Genomic DNA, 21,280 nt, shown 5'->3' on the forward strand with positions numbered 1-21,280 from the left:
GCGCGCGCAGCGCCGCGAGGCGCGGCTGCACGGCGGCCGCCAGCGCTGCGATCACTTCGTCGCTGACGGCGTACGCCTCCTTGCGGTACAAGCTTTTCGCTTCCGCGGCAATCTGCTTCGAGTAGGTCAACGTATACTCGTTTCCGAATACCGCGGCCTCGTTTACTTGACCGGCCAGCCATTGCGGCGTAAGCTCCACGTTGATCCGGTCGGCCGCCTCCGTAATGGCTCCGGCCGGCAGGCCGTGGCCTTCCAGCTTCGCTTTGACCGTCTGCTGCACGTGTCTGGCCACCTGCGTCTCCACTTGCGACGCGAAATCCTTATGCAGCGCAGCAAGCCGCTGCTCCCGTTCCGCCGCCGTCTTCGCGGCGGCGCCGAACCAGCCTACCTTGAAGCCGGGTCGGCGGCTTTCCAAATATGCGTGCGCGAGGTCCCGCGTCACGGCCGGAATGACGTTGGCGTTGTCCAACACCGCCGCCACGTCTTTGCGCACGGCTGCCTGTAGCTCCGCAGGCAGCGACTCCAGCCGCGCCAGCTCGTCGCTTGCCCCCGCATACTCCGCCTGGACGGCGTCCAGGTCTTCGCCGGAGGCAGCGAGCTGCTCGCGTATCGCTTCCTTCGCCGGCTCATTGCGCTCGGCCATCTTTTCGGCGTGCGCCGCAGCGAGCGCCCGCGCCGACTTCTCGAGGCTAAGCCGCACGAGCGGCTGCCGCAGCTCGATCAGTTGCCCGAGCAGCGACTCCAGCTTGCCCCACTCGCTGGACGGATGATTCGGCACTTTGACCGACGTATAAACGATTCCGTCCGGCCGCACGCCCCAGCTCGCGAACGCCTCTCGCACGCCATCCTGATATGTGGCGAACGACAGCTCCTGCTCCCGATGCTTATCGATCATGTTCACGATCAAATAGAGCGGCTTGCCCCACTCCGTCATTTTTTTCGCGAACGCCAAATTGATTTCCGACTGCACATGGTTATAATCCATCACATAAAACACAACGTCAGCCAAATGCAGCGCCGATTCCGTCGCCAGGTGATGCGCATCGTCCGTCGAATCGATACCCGGCGTATCCAGCAGCGCCGCATGCTCTCCCAGGAACGGGATCGGGTAACGGATTTCCACCGTTTCAATCGCTTCACCGTTACGGCAATGCTCCGCCAACTCGTCCAACGGCACTGTTTCGGACCGCGGTTCGCCCATCCCTTGAGCCTGATTGCTGGCCTCATCGTCGCGGTAAATGACCCGCGCCCCGGCTTCCCCGTTCACGATACTCACAATGTTCGCGCTCGTCGGAATCGGACTCGACGGCAACAGCATATGACCGCACAGCCGGTTGATCAGACTCGACTTCCCGGCCGAGAAGTGCCCGCAAAACGCCAAATAAAGCCGCTCGCTCTGCGCTTTCGCCAACAGCTGCCGCAGCTTCTTTCCATGCTCTCCGTCCCCCGTTTGCTCTACCTGCGCTAGCAGCCCTTGAACGGCGGCAAGCATTTCATCGTGCGGAGCCCCGCCTTGCAGCCCCTCTTCATTCCCTGTTTCTACAGACATTGCTTCTGCTATAGTCAATTCGCTTTTCATCGTTTCTCCTGCCCCTGTTCATCCTTCTGTCTAAAACGAAGCGCTTGTCATCTAACCTTTTGTTTTCCGAACAAAAAGAAAAAACCGAATCGCTTCGGTTTTTAGTGTACCATATTTTCCGTCTCCGGGATAAATATTTCGAAAACATCGCGATGCTGCAAAATCGTAATGTCTTTATCCTTCACTTTCATCACGACAACTTCAGGGCGCTGCTTCATGCGGTTCAAATAATTTTCCGGTACGCTGCCCGACTCCGTTACGACGACGCCTTCAACCTGCTTTTCTTCATTTTCTTGCAAAGGAGTCTCAAGCACTTTCTCGTAAATATCCGAAAACAGTTCAAAATCGCTGGTGTAAACCGATATGCATTTCATCTCTAATCCTATCCTTTCGTATTACGCCTCTTTAGTTTTTGCAGCCTTGATAGCTGCTTTCGCTTTTGGTATAGGCTTCCTATTCGAGTTCGATTTCATTCGTTTTTTACCTTCTCGGCAAAGATCGACCAGCGGGCAAACCTCACATTTCGGGTTTTGCGCTTTACAGTGATAGCGTCCGAAAAAAATAAGCCGGTGATGCGTCTGCGTCCATTCTTCGCGCGGCACCCGTTTCATCAGCTTTTTTTCCACTTCGAGCACCGAATCGTTAACCCCGGCAAGCCCGAGCCGTTTGGATACCCGTTCCACATGCGTATCGACGGCTATTGCAGGCACATCGAAAGCATTGGAAACGACGACGTTCGCCGTTTTTCGTCCGACGCCAGGCAATTCCACCAGCTTCTCGTGTTCACGGGGTACTTCCCCGTTATACTTGTCCAAAAGCATTGCGCACAAAGCCTGAATATTTTTGGCTTTGTTCCGGAACAAACCGATCCGCCGAATATCCTGCTCCAGCTCTTCGAGCGGTACGGCCAAATAGTCTTCCGGCCTCTTGTACTTCTGAAACAACGTGGCGGTTACTTTGTTGACCGTCTCGTCCGTACATTGGGCCGACAACAGAACGGCGATCGTCAGCTCGAACGCATTCGAGTGGTTTAGCTCGCAATGGGCATCCGGGAACATTTCGGCAATCGTATTCAGTATGGTTCTCGCTTGCGACTGATTCATGCTCCCTGTCCTTTCTTTCGCCTGTTTCTTACAGTTTACCGAAACACAGCATTCGAATCAATGACTAATGCCGACAAAATGCGAACTTTTTACGAAAAAACCGCCTATGCAGCGAGAAGTTCTCACTACACAGACGGCTTAAACCGGATAAAAGTTTCAAATAAACGGATCAGGGCTTTTCAATTTCGAAAATTTTATCGTCGATCACGTAAACCATGACTTCTTCGTTCTCCATAAACGTGCTTGGAGCCACCGTTTGCGTCCCTTTGTGCAAGTACGCTTTCGCGAATAAATTGTACGATGTCTTATCGTTATTCGCCGTCGGCTTCAGAAGCAATTGATTCAGCACCGTATCGTAAGAAGATACCGTCCGCTTCGTCGCGGTCGCCACTTGAATGATCGCCTTGTCGTTCGCGTCCCGGATAATCTCCACCCGGTCATTTTGCTTGATCGTGTTCAACGCGGCGGACGTATTGGCGTTCTGTCTAATTGTGAACTGCTGGCCGACTGTGATCACCTGAATGTTGCCTTGGAAATCCTGAACGGTCAACGTGCCTGCCCCTACGTCCACATTCGTTACTTTGCCGCGTACCGAATTGAGCAATTGCAGATTGTCGAGCTTGGTACCGCTAAAGCTGGCTTTGACATACTCATCGATCAAAATATCCGAGAAGGCATGGGATTGCTTGCCCGGGTTAATGATTTGATCGTTGTTTTCCACTTTAAATGTTAACTGAGAGCCTGTCTCGTCCTTCGCCGTAACTTGGTTCGTGCTGGAGTTGGTAACCAGTACTTTATATACGCCCGTTTTCTTGGCCATCAGGTTTGTTACGAAATCCTGATTCCCTGTGAGCGTCAAACGGATCGCATCGCCGACTTTCAGGTCCGTAATGGTGCCGTTCGTTTTGTTAAACATTTCCACCGGCGCGCCATAATTGACCTTGAACGTTAAGTTCTGCCCTCCGGCGGTGCGAATAGTCAAGTCGTTTGTAATATTGCTCGTATTGATTTGAGCGATCGTGCCTTCCACATTCATTGTCGATTCGATCTGCACGATTTTATCTTTGGACACTTTCAGGTCCACTCTTTTCTTGTCGTTGCCGTTGCCTATAAACGTGCTCTGGAAATTGGATTGCTGTATCGGACCGCCCATAAAGCGGATGATCGTATTATCCGTCAGCCGGTAAGCCCCTACTCCGTCGCTCTCCGTGCTGATCGTCACCACTTTGGAATTGGCGTCATAACTAAGGATCGTCGCATATACGAATTGCTTGACCGAACGGCTGGTAACCGAAATTTTGACGATTTTATCGTTTACCAGATCCATCTTCAGCTGATCGCCAGATTCGATATCGAACAAGCTTGGATTCGTTAACCCGTCAATCGTTATAATCGCATTGTCAGCGATATGGTAAGCTCCGAGCGAGCCGCCTGCTTTATTAATCGTCAAGATCCGCTTGTCGCTGCTTAAGCTTGCCATCGTGCCTTCGACGGATTGGCTAAAATCAGCCGGTTTCTTCACGGAAACGACTTGAAGCTCGTTCGCTTTCACCTCATAGTTTACCGCGTCGCCGACGCGCAGCTTCGAGAGGTCGGCCGTCGTGCCGTCCTGCAGCTTCACGACCGTACGCGTAGTGAGCGTAAACGATTCGTTCTGCCCGGTCCCCTGCTCCAAGAATGTCACTTGGTTTGAATCTTTGTTCAGACTGAGCACCGTACCTTCGGACGTCTTGCTGACCGGCGTCTGCTTAAGTACGATTTGCGAGATTTTCGATTCTTTGAGCAGCGTATTCCGCTTCAATTCGACGACGCTTCCCGGTGTCAAAGAGCTCAAGCTTAAGCCGCGGCCGTCTTTATCCGTCACCGTGACGGTCGGGAACAAATCGTACAGCTCATTCTTTCCGTTCCGCTGAATCGAGGCCATCATCCGGTCGGTAAATATTTCTGCCAGCGTTCCTTCGTAGGTTTCCATCTTCTGCTGATCGTTGGTGAGTTCTATGTACAGCGCCGCGCCTTGATTTTGCACAAGGTACACTTCGTTTGTGAGCTTAATGTTGGACAGCGAAATCCGGCTGTCGTCTTTGCCGCTATAGAGGGCCGTATCGGAAGACAGCGTGTATTCCATCGTTTCCCCTTTGGCATTCAGTACGCTAATTTTGCGGTCGGTCAGTTCCATCACATATCCCGTAACAACCCGGGAGGAGCGGGAGGTCGCTTCTTTATCTGCGCGGCTTAGGAACGTCGCCATTTGGGCGCGAGTAACTTTATCCTTCGGCTTGAAGCTGTTATCCTCAAAGCCTTGTACGATCTTGAGCGATACCGCCGCGTTGATATAACCGGACGCCCACGACGAGAAATCCTTGCTGTCCGCAAATGACGAAGAGGATTGCGCCTGTTGATTGGCCAGCTCCTGCTTGCCGATGGCACGGATGACCAGCTTGGCTACCCATTCGCGGGATGCTTCCTTAGATCCCCAAGCCGTTTTGGCGTTTGTGCCGTCTGCCGTTTCCTCTTGAATATTAATTAAGCCGCGATCGATTGCATAGGCGACATACGGCTTGAAGAAATTGTCCACAGTGAAAGGCAGCGCCGTTCCCGCCTTGCTTTTCGCTACCTCCGATTCAAGGCCCATGAACCGCAGTGCCATAACGATGACTTCTTGCTGGGATACGGAGTGTTCCGGACGATATTCCCCTTTTTCATATCCTTCGATTACCCCGAGAGAAGCCAGCTTGGTGACATGCTTGATTGCCCAGTGCTGGTCCCCAACGTCGGTAAAGCGCTGCGAGTTTACGGAGCTTCCCGTCGAAATGTTGCTTTTGGTTTCAGCCGCGGCGGCAAAGGCCGGGCTTCCGAACGCGAGCGACAGCGCCAAAACGGCTGCCGCCAGTCTGCGTGCTTGTCTGGAATTGATGCTTTTCATGAAATAGCTCCTCTCGATCGACTTATGTTAGTTCATGATGTACGTTAACTTTGGCTGCGTTTGATCGGGTGCGGCAGATCCATATGTCCCATCAGGCTTTCGACCTGCTTACCGTCAACCAGCAATTCAATGGATTTGACTTCGGAAAACTGGAACATCGTCTTTTGCAGTGCATCCAGCAGCATTTCTTCCCCGCCGGAGCCCAGCCTTCCGTCATCCGCAATGGATACGTCAAGGTTCAACTGGCCGTCCTTCAACGCGACGCTTTTGTACGTAAACCCTTTAAATAACGGAATCGTTTTGTCGTCAGGGCTTTTCTTCAACTGGTTGAGCGCGGCCAAATATTTGTCCTGATCTTGTTTAAAATTGATCGTCACATCTTTTTGAACCAGTTTCTCAAGCTGAGCATCGCTGTAATACGCTTTGATCTTCAGCTCTTTCTTTTCCGGGTCCGGCTTCGGGGTGGACGTCTCCGTCGGAGTCGTCGGAGTTGTCGTCTTATCTTCCCCCGTCCCTGGCTGCGCAGCTTGTCCGCTCTTGGAGGATGGTGTTTCTGCGGTGCCTTGTAACGGCGCTTTGCTTGTTCCGCAGCCTGCCAGCAGCAGAGCCGCGATTGCCGCAGCAGCCATTCCTTTTTGCCATGTCTTGTGCATCATCACCCACTCCTTACTCAAGATTCAACTGCTTCTTGATGGCAGCCACGATGGATGCGGCGACCTTGTTTTGAAATGCATCCTGATACATCTGTTCCTCTTCCGCTCGATTCGTCAAAAAGCCGACTTCCAGCAGCACGGCCGGCATGGAAGATTTTTTGATAACGACAAAACGCTCCTGCTTCACTTTGCGATCCGGAAAACCGGTAGCCTCAACAAGATACTTATGCATCAGCTTGGCAAAATCGAGACTTTGCTCCGTCCAATAATACGTTTCTGTCCCGCCAACGGTTTCACTCCCCGCGGAATTGGCATGAATCGAGACGAACAAATCGGCATCGGCATTGTTTGCCATGTTCGGGCGTTCGTCCAGTTCGATGAACGTGTCGTTCGAGCGGGTCATCGTCACTTCGATCTTCGGTTCTTTCTCCAGCAGTGCCGCCACCTTCTGACCTAGCGACAGAACGAAATCTTTCTCATGTCGCTTATTCAGCGAGCTGGCGCCGTTATCCTTGCCGCCATGTCCGGGATCGATGTAGACCCGGTAGCGGGTTTTACCGAAAGATATTTTTCCGGTAATTTCCCCGTTCTGCTGCACGGAGGCTAAGCGAAGCTCCCCCTTCTGCGGCAAATCTAATACCATTCTAACGATAGATGCTTCTTTTGAAAATAGCGAATAACGAATTTGTGTGACAAATTCGCTCTTATCCGGCAAAGTTCCTTCGCCTTGCGGATTGAGCTTGGCCATGAGCGCCGGGTCAAGCTGCGCGTTAGGCAGGTCAAGGACGATCCTGTCCGGATTGGCCAAACGAAATATATTCGGCTTTCTGGCGCAATCCGACGTTTTGATGGTCAGCGTGTCGCCTTGCAGCGAAATCGACTGTACGGTAACCACGCCGTTCGTCGCTTTCTTCTCGCCAGCCGTCTCCGGCTTGCCCGCGACCGGCGGCTGCGTCCCGTTCGTTGTCTGCTGGACCCCGCTTCCCGGCTGATTCGCATCGTTTGCCGCTCCTTGCACAGCTCCGTTCGAGGCTTGAGCGCCGCCGGCCGCCGATTGCGTGCCGACATTCCCCGGCTGGTTACCTCCAGCAGCCGTTTGTGTGCCGCCGGTTACTGTCTGCTGGCTTCCTGCAGCAGTTGTTGCGCCGCCGCTAGCCGACTGCATGCCCCCAGCCACAGGGACGCAGGCTAGCAGTTGCCCGGAACTGTCTTTCCCCGGCGAAGTGCCATTGTCCTTGCCATCGTTCTTTCCGCTGTTAGGCTTATCCCCTGCTTTTACCGTATTGTCCGGCTCGAACGAGGAAGCGGGCTTGCCGTCGGCCGGTACGCTTGGCTCTTTTACGCCCGGCTTGTCCGTTTTTGAAGGAGCCTTATCGTCTTTACTCTTTTCCGGCGTTGCCAGAATAACCGACTGGGTGGGTTCCTCCCATGATACTTTTACCCCTAACTGCTCGCTTACGAATCGTACGGGCAGCATCGTGTTGCCCTCGATAATTGTGGGCGCCGCCTCAAGCTGAAACGATTTCCCCCCTGCCGTTGCATTCTTTTTGTCAATAAACAGCTGTATATTGGTTTCGTCTTTAACTACCGTAACCTTTCGCTGTTTCTCGTCCCATGTAACCTTGGAGCCGAGCTCTTCCGCAATGATACGAACGGGCACGATGACATTCCCGTCCACGTTGCGCGGAGCAACTTCCGGCGCGAGTTTTTTTCCATTTAAAACCAATTGAATTGGCGGCGCGGGCGGCTTAGACGACTTCGGCGTAGGTGACTTGGACGGAGCGGCAGCCGAGCCTACGGCCGGCAGCAACAGGAGCGACGCGATCGACAGGGTGAACCAAGCCGTTAAAAATTTCATTTTGCACCTCAAAATCTTGTAATTTTTTTGCTTTATGTAGAAAGCTGGAAGTGATTGCAATTTCCAGCAAACAAAAAGAATACCGTGGCGAAAACTACCAATATATTAGACTAAATTCTATCAAAAAAGTTGCACGTTCGGCAAATTTCGTAGAATTCGCGAGAAAATACGAAAAAACCGAAGGCTTGTCGCCTTCGGCTTCGGTTCTCAACTATTTTCAGGCAATTTGAACTTGTGACGATTGCTTAAGAAGCTCACGGAACTGGTCTCCGGAAAGCACTTCTTCGGCAATCAAAATGTCAAGCGATTGTTCGAATACGGTTCTGTGGCTTTCCAGCATGTGCCGGGTCGCCTCCGTCAGTTCTTCCAAAATCGCGGCATTTTCCTTCATAAGCTCCTGCTTTGTAACCATCTCACGGTCAATGATGCCGAGCCTTGTAAGCCCTGAATCCATCATGGTGCGCACCATATTCAACGCCTGCTCGAAATCGTTGCGGGAGCCGGTGCTCCGTCCGCCGTAGAACATTTCCTCCGCTACGGCGCCGCCAAGCGCAACCATAATCTGCTGTTCGATCTCCGTTTTCGTGTACAAATACTGATCCTGCTGCGGATTATGGCGCACAAAACCGAGCGCTTTCCCGCGAGGGCTGAGCGACACCTGAGAGACGGAGCCCGGACGCACCAGCTCGGCGGCAATAGCATGTCCAAGCTCATGAAGCGCGACGCGTTCCCGCTCTTCCTTATTCGATTCGCGGTCCGTCTTTTCGCCGAGCATGACCTTATCGACGGCCAGCGACAAGTGCTGCTGTCCGATCGCATCCAACTCGTCCCGCATCGCATATATCGCCGCTTCGTTCATGACGCTTTCCAGCTGTGCGCCGGAGAAATGGAACGTTTCCCGCGCGATGGCATCCAGGTCGACCCCTTCGGCCAACGGCTTGTTTTTGGCATGGATGTTCAAGATATGCAACCGGCCCTTCTTGTCCGGCAAATCGACTTCGATATGACGGTCGAACCGTCCAGGACGCAGCAGCGCGCCGTCCAGCATTTCCTTGCGGTTCGTGGCGGCAACGATCAATACGCGGGGCGTATCGCTCGTATGAATCCCGTCCATCTCGGTAAGCAGCTGGTTTAGCGTCTGGTCATACTCCCGATGCTGACCGCCGTCCCGTTTGCCGCCGATCACGTCGATCTCGTCAATAAAGACAATAGCGCTCTCCTTGTTTTCCTTCACAGCGCGCGAGCGGGCTTCCTTGAACAAGTCACGGATGCGGCTTGCCCCCACGCCGACATACATTTCGACGAACTCACTGCCGGAAGCGGCCAAAAACACGGAGTTCGTGTAATGCGCGGCAGCCTTCGCCATCAACGTTTTCCCGGTTCCCGGAGGACCCGTCAGCAGAATGCCCTTTAACGGACGTATGCCGAGCTTTTTAATATCGTCGTAGCGGATCAAAAAATCAAGCGCCTCTTTCAGCTCGCCCTTTGCCCGATCCTGTCCGCCGATATCGTCGAACGTCAGGAACCCCGGCGTTTTGCCGCGCGATTTGCGCTCCGAGCCTACGTTCAGCCCCCCGCGAGCGCGGGCCATATACAAAAAGGTACCCAAGATCGCGGCCATAAATACGATCGGAAATAAATTCACTCCGATATAAAGCAGGAAAATAACCAGTACCGGTATAAAGCCTAACAAAATCTCTTTACCGTACTTACTCATTCGGCCACACCCCCAGTTTGGCAGGCGTTCTCGGCAGCATGACATATTTGCTTGCCGTACCATCCGATAGCGTGACGTACACATACTTATCGTCCATCTCGGTGGACGCTTTAATCCCGTCACCGCCTTGAGCCTGCAGTGTTTTCGGGATTTGCGCATACTGCTTCGTTTCCATGGCCTGAGCCACCTCGAACAAAGCGGAAGACCACCATTGCTCCAGCTTCGGTGACGGATCGTTCACAACTTTGAGCTTCAAATCCTTGGTGCCCAGCGTCGAACGGCCTTCGGTTTGGATCTTGCTATATACTTCACGCAGGTTCGTACCCGGTGCGAGTTTCAATTCCATCCGGGCATCCTGCCCGCTTAAATCCATAGAAACCAACTCAACTCCGGAAATGCCGGATACAACTTTCTGCAGCGGACTTTCCATCGCAAATGTCCGGTAAGCAAAATAACCGCCGAACAGCAGCGTTGCCGACACAAGAACACTCAATACGACAGGCAAGAGACGTAACTTCATATTCATCAGTTATACGTCCCCCTTTCTATAAAATTCATGTGAAAAAGCTTCCGACGAAGTTTTCCATCTATACGTTTTAGCCATACCGTAAGTATATCACATCGTATATACGAATGTTGATGCAATGTGTGGCAATTGAATGAATGGCGGTGTGTACCTGTAAGCTAACGATAAACAATAACCGCGGAAAATGCCGCTTTGTTCGGCGTTTCCCGCGGCGGGTTTCAGCGTTTAATCGCCGGATCGTGCTACTGAATGGTCAAACGCAGCGTATCGATCGGTTGACCGTCCTTAAAAGCGTAATAATCATAAAAATGCTGTTCCATCTTGCCCTCCGGCTGCAGCTTATAGAATACCTCCCAGACCAGCTGGCCGCTGCGGATACCCGGAGTCGTCCGGAGCACCTTCGCTTCCGGATGCGCCGCTTTCACTTTCGCTTCGGCTTGCGCCGCATCGATTCCAGCACTACCCATTTCCGTATGGATCTCGTCCTGGCCTACCCATACATACACCGGCTGGCCGATTTTATCTTCCCCTGTGATGACCGTATAAGGCTTCTCCGCAACGAACCGTTCGACCTTAACGGCTTTGGTCAATATCGTCTTCTCGTAAGCGGTAAGGACGGCAGCGCGCTGCTCCGTCCATTCCTTATCCATAATAAAGTTAAAAGCCATGCTCAACCCGGTCACAATCACAACTGCCGCGGCCCCGGCAATGATCGTGATCTTCCATGCTTTGCGCACCGGAGGCCCCCTTTCTACCTGATCGTTCTGAGACGATTAAAGTGCCGTCAGACGCTCGAAGCTTTGCTGCGCCTCGAATTTGACCTTCTCTTCGTCCATGGTCAGGCATTCGCCTTTTCGTACGACCCAGCGTCCGTCGATGCAGACGTCCGTTACATCCTTGGATACGGCGGAATAAACGACGTGCGAGATGAAATTCGTCCGCGGGTAAAAATGCGGCTGATCGATGTCAAGCGCAACAAAGTCAGCCTTCATTCCTTGCTGAAGCGCTCCAACGTCGTCTAGCCAGATCGAACGGGCACCGTCGAGCGTGCCAAGCTTCAAAGCCTCCGAAGCGGATACCGCAACCGGATCGCCGGATACGCCTTTATGAATCAAGGCAGCCAGCCGCACCTCTTCGAGCATGTCCAGATTGTTATTGCTGGCGGCTCCGTCCGTTCCCAAGGACACGAGTACGCCCGCTTTGAGCAGCTCCGGCACGCGGGCTACGCCGCTAGCCAGCTTCAGGTTGCTGCCGGGGTTGTGCGAAATACGCACGTCGTACCGCTTCAGCACTTCGATCTCTTCGTCTGTCAAGTGTACGCCATGAGCTACGAGCGTCGGACGGGAAAATACGCCGAGCTTCTCCAAATGCGCTACCGGACGTAACCCATATTGATCGACGTTTTCCTGCACTTCTCTGGCCGTCTCCGACATATGGGTGTGGATCGGCAAATTCAAGTCGTGCGCCGCCTGCACAATACGTTCAATATAATCCGGAGGGCAGGTATACGGAGAATGCGGCGACATCATGGTTGTGATGCGGCCATCCGCTTGACCGTGCCAATTTTTTGCAAAAGCAATCGCCTCAGCCAGCTTCGCGTCCTGTACCTCCCGCGAGCACAGCCCGATCACGCCACGCGTAAGGCAGGCGCGAATACCGCTCTCGACCGCCGCATTCGCGACTTCATTCATATGATCGTACATATCGACGAAGGTCGTTGTTCCGCCTTTCAGCATTTCCAACACGGACAAACGGGTGCCTGCACGCACATCCTGCGCCGTGAACTTGCCTTCCATCGGCCACATTTTCTCCTGAAGCCACACTTGAAGAGCCATATCGTCGCCGTAACCGCGAAGCAGCGACATCGCGGCATGCCCGTGCGTATTGACGAGCCCCGGCATGAACAGCTTGCCCGAGCCGTCGATACGCTCGTCGTACGAACCCGCAGGAAGCGGCGCCTCTTCTCCGATATATGTAATGCGGTTTCCTTCAATGACCATGCACCCCTGAATCATAGGCGCCTCTTCATTCATCGTTAGAAACGTTCCGTTTTCAATAATTGTTTTCTTCACCGGACACAATCCCCTCCCAAATACAAATACAATCTCGTTTTCAATGTACACCCTGCGGAGGACAAAAATCAAGCTAACTATACCCTCCGGGGGTAATGCGCTTACATAGCTAAAGATTTATGAACATATGGTAAAATGGATAAACTAAGAATTGCATTCCGTTGTTTGATTATGTTATTTTTAATTTTGTGTGAATTGGCGCGTTTTTTCTACATATTCCTTTCTTTTTATTTTAATTTCTTGTAAATCTTCAATTACCTGGGAGGCCAAAACTGTATGTTGTTTACAAAAAAGAATGACACCGATTTTCTGCTGCTGCTCATTAAAGCGTCGGAAAATACGCTTGACGCCGCGCAGATGTTTCGGAACGCCGTCATGGGTAGTGAGCCGCCGGCTACGTTTTACCCGCAGCTGAAAGAACTCGAAAACAAAGGGGACCAAATCACACACCAAATTTTCAAAGGATTGAACAAAGTGTTCATCACGCCGCTGGACCGCGAAGATATTATGGAGCTGGCTTCCAAAGTGGATGACGTGCTCGACGGGATCGAAGCTACGATCGCCCGTTTCGATTACTTGAACATAACCGCATCGGATAAATATATGAAAGAATTTTCCGCCGTGCTCGTTGCAAGCTGTCAGCATATTCTGGACTCTTTCAAGCTGCTGTCCAAGAAAAAGTATATGCAAATTACCGAGCATACCGTACAGATCAACAGCTTGGAAAATGAAGCCGACCGCCTCATGCGAGAAGGCATTCGCGAGATTTTCACCCACCCTAAAGATCCTTATCACGATTTTAAATTAAAAGAACTTTACGAGCGACTGGAGCAAACGACCGACGCATGCGAAGACGTAGCCAACATTTTGGATAGCGTAGTCCTGCGGTATTCTTAACAGGACCGTTTTGCAATTCGGAACATGGGTACGACTCAGCCTGCCTAGGAGGAAACTATGTTAACCACTATCATTATCATCGTAGCTCTGGCGCTCCTCTTCGATTTTATTAACGGTTTCCACGATACGGCCAACGCCATCGCTACATCAATTTCAACCCGGGCGTTATCGCCCCGTTTTGCCGTATTTTTTGCCGCGATCCTGAACTTCATCGGTGCGGTCTTTTCCTCAGAGGTCGCCAAAACAGTTGGAGGTAAGGTCGCCAATCCCGCTACGATCGACAATGGCGTATATATCGTTATTGCCGCGCTGTTGTCCGCCATTATCTGGAACTTGCTGACTTGGTACTACGGCATTCCTTCGTCTTCCTCCCATACGCTGATCGGTTCTCTCGCCGGAGCGGTCATCGCGGGAGCGGGAGTCGGGGCGCTCAATTGGTCCGGATTTAAAGAAATCGTGCTGATTCTTGTCCTTTCGCCGATTATCGCTTTCGCAACGGGCTTCGTCGTCATGTGGATCATCCGCAAACTTATCTTGGCGAGTGGCAACCAATCCCGTTCGAAGATGAATCGTACCTTCAAAAGCTTCCAAGTGCTTTCGGCCGGCTTGCTATCTTTCTCCCACGGAGGTAACGACGCGCAAAAAGCGATGGGGATTATCGTCTTCGGTCTCGTTGCATTAGGGTATCAAGATAATTTGGATGTGCCAATGTGGGTTAAAGTAGCGGCCGCGACGGCCATGGGGCTGGGAACCTCGATCGGCGGCTGGAGAATTATCAAGACGATGAGCAAAAAGCTGCTGAAAATCGAACCGATTAACGGCTTCGCCTCCGACTTGAACTCATCTATCGTTATTCAGATATCTACGCATCTTGGCATGCCGCTCTCGACGACACATGTCATCTCGTCTTCCATTATCGGAACGGGTTCCGTGATGCGGTTTCACGATGTGAAATGGGGGACGGTCACCCGCATGGTCCTGACGTGGGTGATTACCATTCCGATCAGTATAGTTCTTGCTTTTATCATTTATAAAATTTTGTTCGCGCTTGTCGCGTAACAATGGACAAGCCTGGGCAAACCGGCGAATATAAAAAGGATAGAGCTTCAGAACAACGTTCTGGTCAGGCTCTATCCTTTTCTCATGTTCAGCATAAGCCGATTTTTAAAAATTCCGGTTAATCCAGATAATAAGCCAGGCTTTGCAGTTCCGTCGTAAAATCGGCATGATGCACCCGCATTTCACTCGGCACTTTAATAATCATCGGTGCAAAGTTCAGAATTGCCTCGACACCGGCCTCCACAAACTGATTCGCCACCTGCTGCGCCTCTGCTGCCGGGACGGTAATAATCCCGATGCGTACCTTTAGCTCTTGGATGGTTGCCTTCATTTCGTTCGTCGACTTGACCTTCAAATTGTTGATCGTATCCCCGATCTTCGATTCGTGTGAATCGAAGACGGCTACGATTTTCATATTATCCTTCAGATAAGCATTGTAATTGCATAAGGCGCGGCCCAGATTTCCCGCGCCTACCAGCGCTACGGGGATGATTTTATCGAGCTTTAATATTTGACGGATTTTTTCGATCAAATAGTCGACATCGTAGCCGATCCCCTTCTTGCCGAATTCCCCGAAATAGGCCAGATCTTTGCGGATTTGCGCCGGATTCAAGTCCAGCTTTTGCCCCAGATCCTGAGAGGATACCGTCTGTACGTTCTTTTTGCTGAGTTCATTCAAAAACCGGAGGTACACCGGAAGCCGGCGCACGACGGCCTCGGAAATTTTCATCGTCTTCATGCTTGGTTCTCACCCATCCACTGCTTTATTCTTGGTACGAGCTGATTTGAATTCATATGCTCGATTTTGGGGCCCGGCAGCGAATACAAGAAATATTTGCCGTAATTCGTGTCGATCACCCGGGTATCGTATATGATGACGATGCCTTTATCCGTAGCCGTGCGCACCAGCCTGCCGAAGCCTTGCTTGAACCGGATAACCGCCTGCGGTACCGACAGCTTCATAAACGGATTCTGATTTCGCTGCTTGATCATCTCCGTCTTTGCTTCGATCAACGGATGGTTCGGCGGTTGAAACGGCAGCCTGACGATCGCCAGACAGGTAAGCGCATTTCCAGGAATATCGACGCCTTCCCAGAAACTGCTTGTACCCAGCAGAACGCAGTTCGGACTGTTCTGAAACAGTCTTGTCAGCTTGCTCCGGTTGCTGCTGTCCACACCCTGGCCCAGCACGCCGATACCGAACGGGCTCAACATCTCCTTCAACGCGCCATGAACCAGCTTGAGCATCCGATTGGACGTAAACAATACCAGCATCCGCCCCCGCGTTTCCAGCGCCACCTCGGCCAGCGACGGCACGAGCCGGTCGACGAACTCCTTCTCACCGCTGGCTCCGCGCAGCGTAGGGAAATCCCTGGGGATGGCTACGAGCGCCTGATCGCGGTAATTAAACGGCGAAGGGAGCTGAACGGTTTTCAGCTTGCCGTCCGCCCCGTTTTCTCGCAAGCCTAACTGATCGCACGTATAATCGAACGATTTACCGACGGATAACGTCGCCGAGGTCAGGACGACACTATCCTTCGGACCGAAGAAATGCTGCTTCAGCATCTCGCTGACGTCAATCGGCACGCAGAACAGTTGGAGCGACCGGTTTCTGCTATAGGTCCCGGCTTCAAGCCAATAGACGTAGTTCGCATCTGGCATCGTCATAAAGAAATGAAGCGAATCCCTGTGCCGGTACAACTCCTTGACGGTCCCGCTAAGGTCCGTTATTAAGCTTTGGACATCGTACTCGTCCTGCACCTCTTTGATCTCCGAGATCAGCTTGTCGAGCGGCTTAAGAGCTTCCCCGAAGTTAAGCTGCATATTCTCTTCGATCACTTCAAGCTTATCCCAACCTGTAGGCAGCGAGTCTTTTTTAACCCGATAGACAAGGCCGTTCCCTTCCGATTGGGACGGGTCGCTTCGCGAAGCCAGAAGCTGGTACAGCAGCTCCGTCAGCTGATCCCATTCTTCCTTCAACTGCAGAAGCTTCTCGACAACCCGGTCAATCGATATGCACCAGCCTTGAGCACGCTCGTCCTCGAACCGCTGCAGCCGAATACGCAGATTGGATAATTGTCCTGAACGCGCATCTTTATAAAGCCAGAGGAGCGTGTTGGACAAACCGTGATAGTGCAGCTCGATCCCAAGATGCTTGCCGGCTACTTCTTCGAAGTGATGGGCTTCGTCGATAACCAAATGCTTGTATCCCGGCAGCAGCCGGTTTTCCGCTTTCATATCGGTGAACAACAGCGAGTGGTTGGTAATGATGACATCTGCGGTGTTCGCCTCGTGACGGGCGCGGTGATAGAAGCATTTTTTAAACCACGGGCAGGCGCGATTCAAGCAAGAATCCGTATCGCTTTCCACCGATTGCCAAAATTGTTTTCCTTTATTGGCGAAATGAAGCTCCTCTTCATCCCCATGCTTCGTTTCTCCCAGCCAGACAAGCATTTGCCCGGCCGTAATCCGGTCTTCCTTGCCGTGCTCGAAGTCCAGTATATTCATTTTGTGCTCGAACTTGCGCAGGCACAAGTAGTGGCTCCGCCCCTTCAGGACGGCTGCCCGGAAGCCAATCGGGAACAGCTCGTGCAGCAGCGGCACATCCCGTTCTCTGAGCTGCTCTTGCAGATTGATCGTATGCGTGCTGACCAGCACTTTCTTATCCTGCTTGAGCCCGTAATACAGCGAAGGAATCAGGTAACCGAGCGATTTCCCGGTGCCTGTACCGGCTTCGATCATCAGGTGCTTGCCGTCTTCGAATGCGGTCTCTACCTCGCTGAGCATTTGTACCTGGGACTCCCTGTCTTCGTAAGCGGCAAACCGCTGCTGAAGCACTTTCTTAAGCTGATCGTAAAATGAAGGAAAATCGTCCGGCAGCTTCAGGACATCTTCCTCCTCCCGCACCGGCTCTTCTTCTCCCCATTCTCCTACGTTCAACGCAAATTGGCGGAAATACCGATCCAGATCCGGGTCAAGCGGTTGATGCAGCTCTTTAAATTGCCGCATTTCACTCACAAACCAACCGAAATCTCCAGCCGAATCGGCAAATATCAGCTCCAGCCTTTGCAGCGTAAGCAGCGGAAGCGATTGAAACCGTTCCATGCAACGGAGCCAGATCCGCGCAGTGACCTCGGCATCGCTATCTGCCTGATGCGGCCGTTCGTGCTCGATACCGAAGGCGTGGCATACCATCGAAAGCTGCAGGCTCGACAAGCCGGGAAACAAAACGCGCAGCGCGTCCATCGTGTCCAATACACGTCCATCGAACGGGAAGTAACCGTTATCGTCCAGCGCCCGCTGTAGAAAAGCAAGATCAAAAGCAATATTATGACCCACCAGTACTGCGTCTTGGAGGAGAGGAACCATCTCGGCAATAACCTCTTCCATCGGAGGAGCATCCTTTACCATCTCGTCGTCGATTCCGGTAAGCGTTGTAATTGAAGAAGGTATACTTATGCCCGGATTGACGAGAGAAGTATACCTGTCGGTCATTTCATGGTCGTTTATAAGAAAGAGCCCGACTTGGATAATGCGATCCGTCGCCGTGCTCCCCGTCGTTTCAAAGTCTAATACTGCAAATTTCATCGGAGTCGTGTCAATCCCTTCATTCCCACTCTTCTCATAAGCATACCAATACTGAGGGAAAAAGGGAATAGCAAACTTACCCTTTTTACAAAAAAACAGGAACGAACATTCGGTTAATCCGCAGGCCGCGACATGTTGAACACAAACTGAAGCCCACCCTTTTTCTCGCAGCAAACGCCCAAATCGAGCAAAGGTTGTACGCTGGAAGGATCGGTCCGGTAAGCCATGTTGAACAATTCGCACGCCTTGTCCATATTGTGCAGCTGCGCCTGGATGCATCCCATGGCATTAAAGGAAATCGCTTTGAGCTGCATATTTTCAGTCAGCCGGGATAAAAATTGAAAATGCAAGTAGCTTTCTCCGGCTTCGCCTTTGCGCAAGTAAGACATGGCCAAATATATCCGTGCCAGACTGAAATCGGGCTGGAGCCGGATCAGCTCGTCGAATTCGGCAATCGCCCGGTCGAACATATGGAGCTTGTAATACCCTTGTCCCCGGATAAACAAATCGGTTCGTTTGCCTGAAAATTCGGGATCGAGCGGATCGGCTCCCGCACCGTTCAATGAAATGCCGGCAATGCTTAACAGCTTGCTCCATTTCTCTTCGAACAGCAGCCATTCTTCAATGCAGGAGTCGCTCATCGCCTTTAGAGCCCGCAGCTTTTCCTGCAGCTCCCTGCGTTCGGTACCTTGGGAGGACGGGTATTGCGAGATGACTTCATCCAGCATTTCGTTCATGGAAGCAAAAAGATGTTTAAACATCGGCCGTATCCCACCTTTGCTTCTTTTCCCACAGCAGCTTTAAACGTCTTCGCCGCGGCTGTGGCGCCAGCTGTGATCGTATCTACATTGTGCGTCTACCCGTCCCGTTTCATTCTCGTTTAAAGGACCGTGGAATGAATTTCTTCCTTCAGCACGCCGACGACTTGATTGTTCTCGCCCATAATGGCAATGCTCGGGGTATGCTTGCGGGCTTCTTCGTCCGATAACATGACATACGATAAAATAATGACAATATCTCCGGGGTGGACCATTCTGGCCGCAGCGCCGTTCAAGCAGACGACACCCGAGCCACGCGGTCCGGGAATAATATAGGTCTCGAATCTGGCACCGTTGTTATTATTGACAATTTGGACTTTTTCGTTAGGCAGCATGTCGACCAGATCCAGCAAATCCTGATCGATTGTAATGCTCCCGACATAGTTTAAATTGGCTTCCGTTACGGTCGCACGGTGAATTTTCGATTTTAACATGGTACGAAACATGGCTGACGCCTCCTACGTTTTTGCGCTCTCGGGACCTGTCCCTTCAGCTTTCGGTTACGAATGGCTCAATGAAGCAACGGGAGCATGAAGTATCCGATTATCAATCAAGCGCGTTGCCCCGAAACGGACGGCCACGGCAATAATAATTCTCTCGTCACTGCCCCAGAAATCCACTGGAGCCAGATCCGGATAAGACAGCAGCTCCACATAATCGATATCGGCCAAAGGTGCGGACTGAATATGCCTAACAACCGTCTGCCGCAGCTCTTCCGGAGAGATCGTTTCTTTACGGGCTTCGAGCAGCGATTCTGCCTCTTCCAGAGCTGCGGACAGGACAAGCGCCTGCCTTCTCTCTTCCTCGCTCAAATACACGTTGCGGGAGCTCATCGCAAGTCCGTCTTCTTCCCGGACGATCGGACATGGGACGATGGTGACAGGGATGTTCAAATCGTGCACCATCTGCTCGATGACCGCTACCTGCTGGGCGTCCTTCATCCCGAAATAAGCTTTGTCAGGCTGAACGATATTCAGCAGCTTGGTAACGACCGTGGCGACGCCGTCAAAATGCCCTGGCCGGGAAGCTCCGCACAGACGCTCGGTGACTCCGGAAACAGAAACCATCGTTCGGGTCGGCTTCGGGTACATCTCGCTCACCTGTGGGAAAAATACGATGTCCGTCCCGGTTTCACGCGCGATGGCCATATCCCGTTCCTCGTCCCGCGGATATCGTTCCAAATCTTCGTTCGGCCCGAATTGCAGCGGATTGACGAAAATGCTCAGGATAACTACGTCGCACTCTTTGCGCGCGGCTTCGAGCAGCGAGGCATGGCCTCGGTGCAGGAAACCCATCGTCGGCACGAAGCCGATGCGTACGGCCGGATTGGCAGCCCGGTTTGCTTTAATCAACTGTCGTAATGATTCAATCTGATGAACAATCTGCATCGGTAATCGAAGCTCCGTTTCTTATTCTCTATGTGCTGCTACCGGAATCCCACCGCCGTACAAGGACTCCGCCACTTCCTCGTCCATACGGAACGATTGCTCCGGCCCAGGGAAGCTGCGCTGCTTCACGTCATCCACATACTGGCGAAGCCCGCTGCGGATCATCTCGCCGACATTCCCATAGGACTTCACAAAACGCTTCGGATGAATGTCTGATCCGTAGCCGAGGGCATCGTGAAATACGAGCACCTGCCCGTCGCAATCTTTGCCGGCGCCAATGCCGATGGTTGGAATAGACAGCTTGCTCGTCACATGTGCGGCCACTTGGTCGGTTACCAGCTCCAGCACGATGGAGAAAGCTCCGGCTTGCTCCAAGGCCTTGGCATCGTCAAGCAATTTTTGCGCTTGAGCGGCCGTTTTGCCCTGAATTTTGTAACCGCCGATCTGATGAATCGACTGAGGGGTCAGGCCGAGATGGGCCATCACAGGAATGCCTGCTTGCACGAGCGCTTCGACTGTCGGCGCAATTTCCGCTCCGCCCTCCATCTTCACCGCTTTGGCCAGCCCTTCCTGCATAATCCGTCCCGCATTCCGCAGCGACGCATCGATGCTGCCGTGATACGTATTGAACGGAAGATCCGTCACCACAAAGCTAGTCCGGACCGCACGCGTCACCGCACGCGAGTGGTAGACCATATCGTCCAGCGTGACGGGGACCGTCGAATCGTAGCCGAGCACGACATTGCCCAGCGAATCCCCTACAAGAATGACGTCGATGCCGGCTTCTTCCGCCAGCATGGCCGTCGGGTAGTCGTATGCCGTCATTACACTGATCGGAATCCTGTCTTCTTTCATCTTTCTCAGTTTGGCCGTCGTTATCGGTTTACGCATGTCCATGATTAACACCTTGCCTTCCGGGTTGGATTGGTTCAGGGTTCCGTACGCTTGGGGAGTATCCCCTCTGCCGTCCTTCCTCCTGATAGTATTACGATAATCGGCCGGATTGTTGCAAAGAGCAAAAAAACCTTTCAGCCCATACGGAGGCTAAAAGGTTCACATGTCCTTCTCATATGATCCTTCTGTCTCGGTCCGGTTAGGC

At 52.4% G+C, this 21,280-nt stretch carries 18 protein-coding genes; 2 read left to right on the forward strand and 16 right to left on the reverse strand.

Translation table 11 applies throughout. The features are described 5' to 3' along the window. From PEL01S_RS08755 to PEL01S_RS08800, 10 genes are all read right to left on the reverse strand, one after another. Window positions 1–1,579: dynamin family protein (locus PEL01S_RS08755; protein ID WP_174806920.1), on the reverse strand; the 1,579-nt coding region annotated here is incomplete at its 3' end. A 101-nt stretch (window positions 1,580–1,680) separates the two neighbouring features. Then, window positions 1,681–1,953: a hypothetical protein gene (locus tag PEL01S_RS08760; protein WP_010501064.1), complete on the reverse strand. Its 273-nt coding sequence runs from the start codon at window positions 1,951–1,953 to the stop codon at window positions 1,681–1,683. A gap of 21 nt (window positions 1,954–1,974) precedes the next feature. Further along, window positions 1,975–2,682: an endonuclease III gene (nth, locus tag PEL01S_RS08765; RefSeq protein WP_127460052.1), complete on the reverse strand. Its 708-nt coding sequence runs from the start codon at window positions 2,680–2,682 to the stop codon at window positions 1,975–1,977. 169 nt (window positions 2,683–2,851) lie between these two features. After that, window positions 2,852–5,605 carry an S-layer homology domain-containing protein gene (locus PEL01S_RS08770; RefSeq protein WP_127460053.1) on the reverse strand — a complete coding sequence of 918 codons (2,754 nt, stop codon included), beginning with the start codon at window positions 5,603–5,605 and terminating at the stop codon, window positions 2,852–2,854. A gap of 44 nt (window positions 5,606–5,649) precedes the next feature. After that, window positions 5,650–6,258 carry a GerMN domain-containing protein gene (locus tag PEL01S_RS08775; RefSeq protein WP_063183945.1) on the reverse strand — a complete coding sequence of 203 codons (609 nt, stop codon included), beginning with the start codon at window positions 6,256–6,258 and terminating at the stop codon, window positions 5,650–5,652. Between the two features lie 13 nt (window positions 6,259–6,271). After that, window positions 6,272–8,116, reverse strand: a complete 1,845-nt coding sequence (locus tag PEL01S_RS08780; RefSeq protein WP_127460054.1) for an N-acetylmuramoyl-L-alanine amidase family protein — start codon at window positions 8,114–8,116, stop codon at window positions 6,272–6,274. A gap of 217 nt (window positions 8,117–8,333) precedes the next feature. Next, window positions 8,334–9,833 (reverse strand): AAA family ATPase, encoded by a 1,500-nt coding sequence (locus PEL01S_RS08785; protein WP_127460055.1) that lies wholly within the window; start codon window positions 9,831–9,833, stop codon window positions 8,334–8,336. After that, window positions 9,826–10,359 (reverse strand): hypothetical protein, encoded by a 534-nt coding sequence (locus tag PEL01S_RS08790; protein WP_010501051.1) that lies wholly within the window; start codon window positions 10,357–10,359, stop codon window positions 9,826–9,828. Before PEL01S_RS08790 ends, PEL01S_RS08785 begins: the two co-directional genes overlap by 8 nt. A 242-nt stretch (window positions 10,360–10,601) precedes the next feature. Beyond that, window positions 10,602–11,096, reverse strand: coding sequence for a cell wall elongation regulator TseB-like domain-containing protein (locus PEL01S_RS08795; protein ID WP_127460056.1), 495 nt, complete (start codon window positions 11,094–11,096; stop codon window positions 10,602–10,604). A 36-nt stretch (window positions 11,097–11,132) separates the two neighbouring features. Continuing rightward, window positions 11,133–12,431, reverse strand: a complete 1,299-nt coding sequence (locus tag PEL01S_RS08800) for an amidohydrolase (RefSeq protein WP_127460057.1) — start codon at window positions 12,429–12,431, stop codon at window positions 11,133–11,135. A gap of 276 nt (window positions 12,432–12,707) precedes the next feature. On the opposite strand from PEL01S_RS08800, the gene PEL01S_RS08805 reads away from it, so the two are divergent. Together PEL01S_RS08805 and PEL01S_RS08810 are read left to right on the forward strand one after the other, a co-directional pair. Beyond that, complete coding sequence (locus PEL01S_RS08805; RefSeq protein WP_063183934.1) at window positions 12,708–13,328, forward strand: DUF47 domain-containing protein; 621 nt, start codon at window positions 12,708–12,710, stop codon at window positions 13,326–13,328. Between the two features lie 57 nt (window positions 13,329–13,385). Next, window positions 13,386–14,387: an inorganic phosphate transporter gene (locus tag PEL01S_RS08810; RefSeq protein ID WP_063183932.1), complete on the forward strand. Its 1,002-nt coding sequence runs from the start codon at window positions 13,386–13,388 to the stop codon at window positions 14,385–14,387. Window positions 14,388–14,505: 118 nt separating this feature from the next. Here PEL01S_RS08810 and PEL01S_RS08815 read toward each other — a convergent pair whose 3' ends face one another. The 6 genes from PEL01S_RS08815 to panB all read right to left on the reverse strand — a co-directional run bounded on the left by PEL01S_RS08815 (window position 14,506) and on the right by panB (window position 21,078). Further along, a complete protein-coding gene (locus PEL01S_RS08815; protein ID WP_063183930.1) occupies window positions 14,506–15,126 on the reverse strand; it encodes a redox-sensing transcriptional repressor Rex in 621 nt (206 codons plus the stop codon). Next, complete coding sequence (gene dinG / locus PEL01S_RS08820) at window positions 15,123–17,975, reverse strand: ATP-dependent DNA helicase DinG (RefSeq protein ID WP_127460058.1); 2,853 nt, start codon at window positions 17,973–17,975, stop codon at window positions 15,123–15,125. The genes PEL01S_RS08815 and dinG overlap by 4 nt, the downstream gene beginning before the upstream one ends. Window positions 17,976–18,088: 113 nt before the next feature. Then, window positions 18,089–18,736 (reverse strand): tetratricopeptide repeat protein, encoded by a 648-nt coding sequence (locus PEL01S_RS08825; protein WP_127460059.1) that lies wholly within the window; start codon window positions 18,734–18,736, stop codon window positions 18,089–18,091. A gap of 119 nt (window positions 18,737–18,855) precedes the next feature. Beyond that, window positions 18,856–19,239: an aspartate 1-decarboxylase gene (panD, locus tag PEL01S_RS08830; RefSeq protein WP_010501035.1), complete on the reverse strand. Its 384-nt coding sequence runs from the start codon at window positions 19,237–19,239 to the stop codon at window positions 18,856–18,858. 54 nt (window positions 19,240–19,293) lie between these two features. Next, a complete protein-coding gene (gene panC / locus PEL01S_RS08835; RefSeq protein WP_127460060.1) occupies window positions 19,294–20,181 on the reverse strand; it encodes a pantoate--beta-alanine ligase in 888 nt (295 codons plus the stop codon). Window positions 20,182–20,202: 21 nt separating this feature from the next. After that, entirely contained in the window at window positions 20,203–21,078 is an 876-nt protein-coding gene (gene panB, locus PEL01S_RS08840; RefSeq protein WP_127460061.1) for a 3-methyl-2-oxobutanoate hydroxymethyltransferase, read from the reverse strand. Window positions 21,079–21,280: the final 202 nt, after the last annotated feature.

Origin of the sequence: Paenibacillus elgii NBRC 100335 (assembly GCF_004000865.1) — a bacterium.
GTDB classification, from domain to species: Bacteria; Bacillota; Bacilli; order Paenibacillales; family NBRC-103111; genus Paenibacillus_G; species Paenibacillus_G elgii.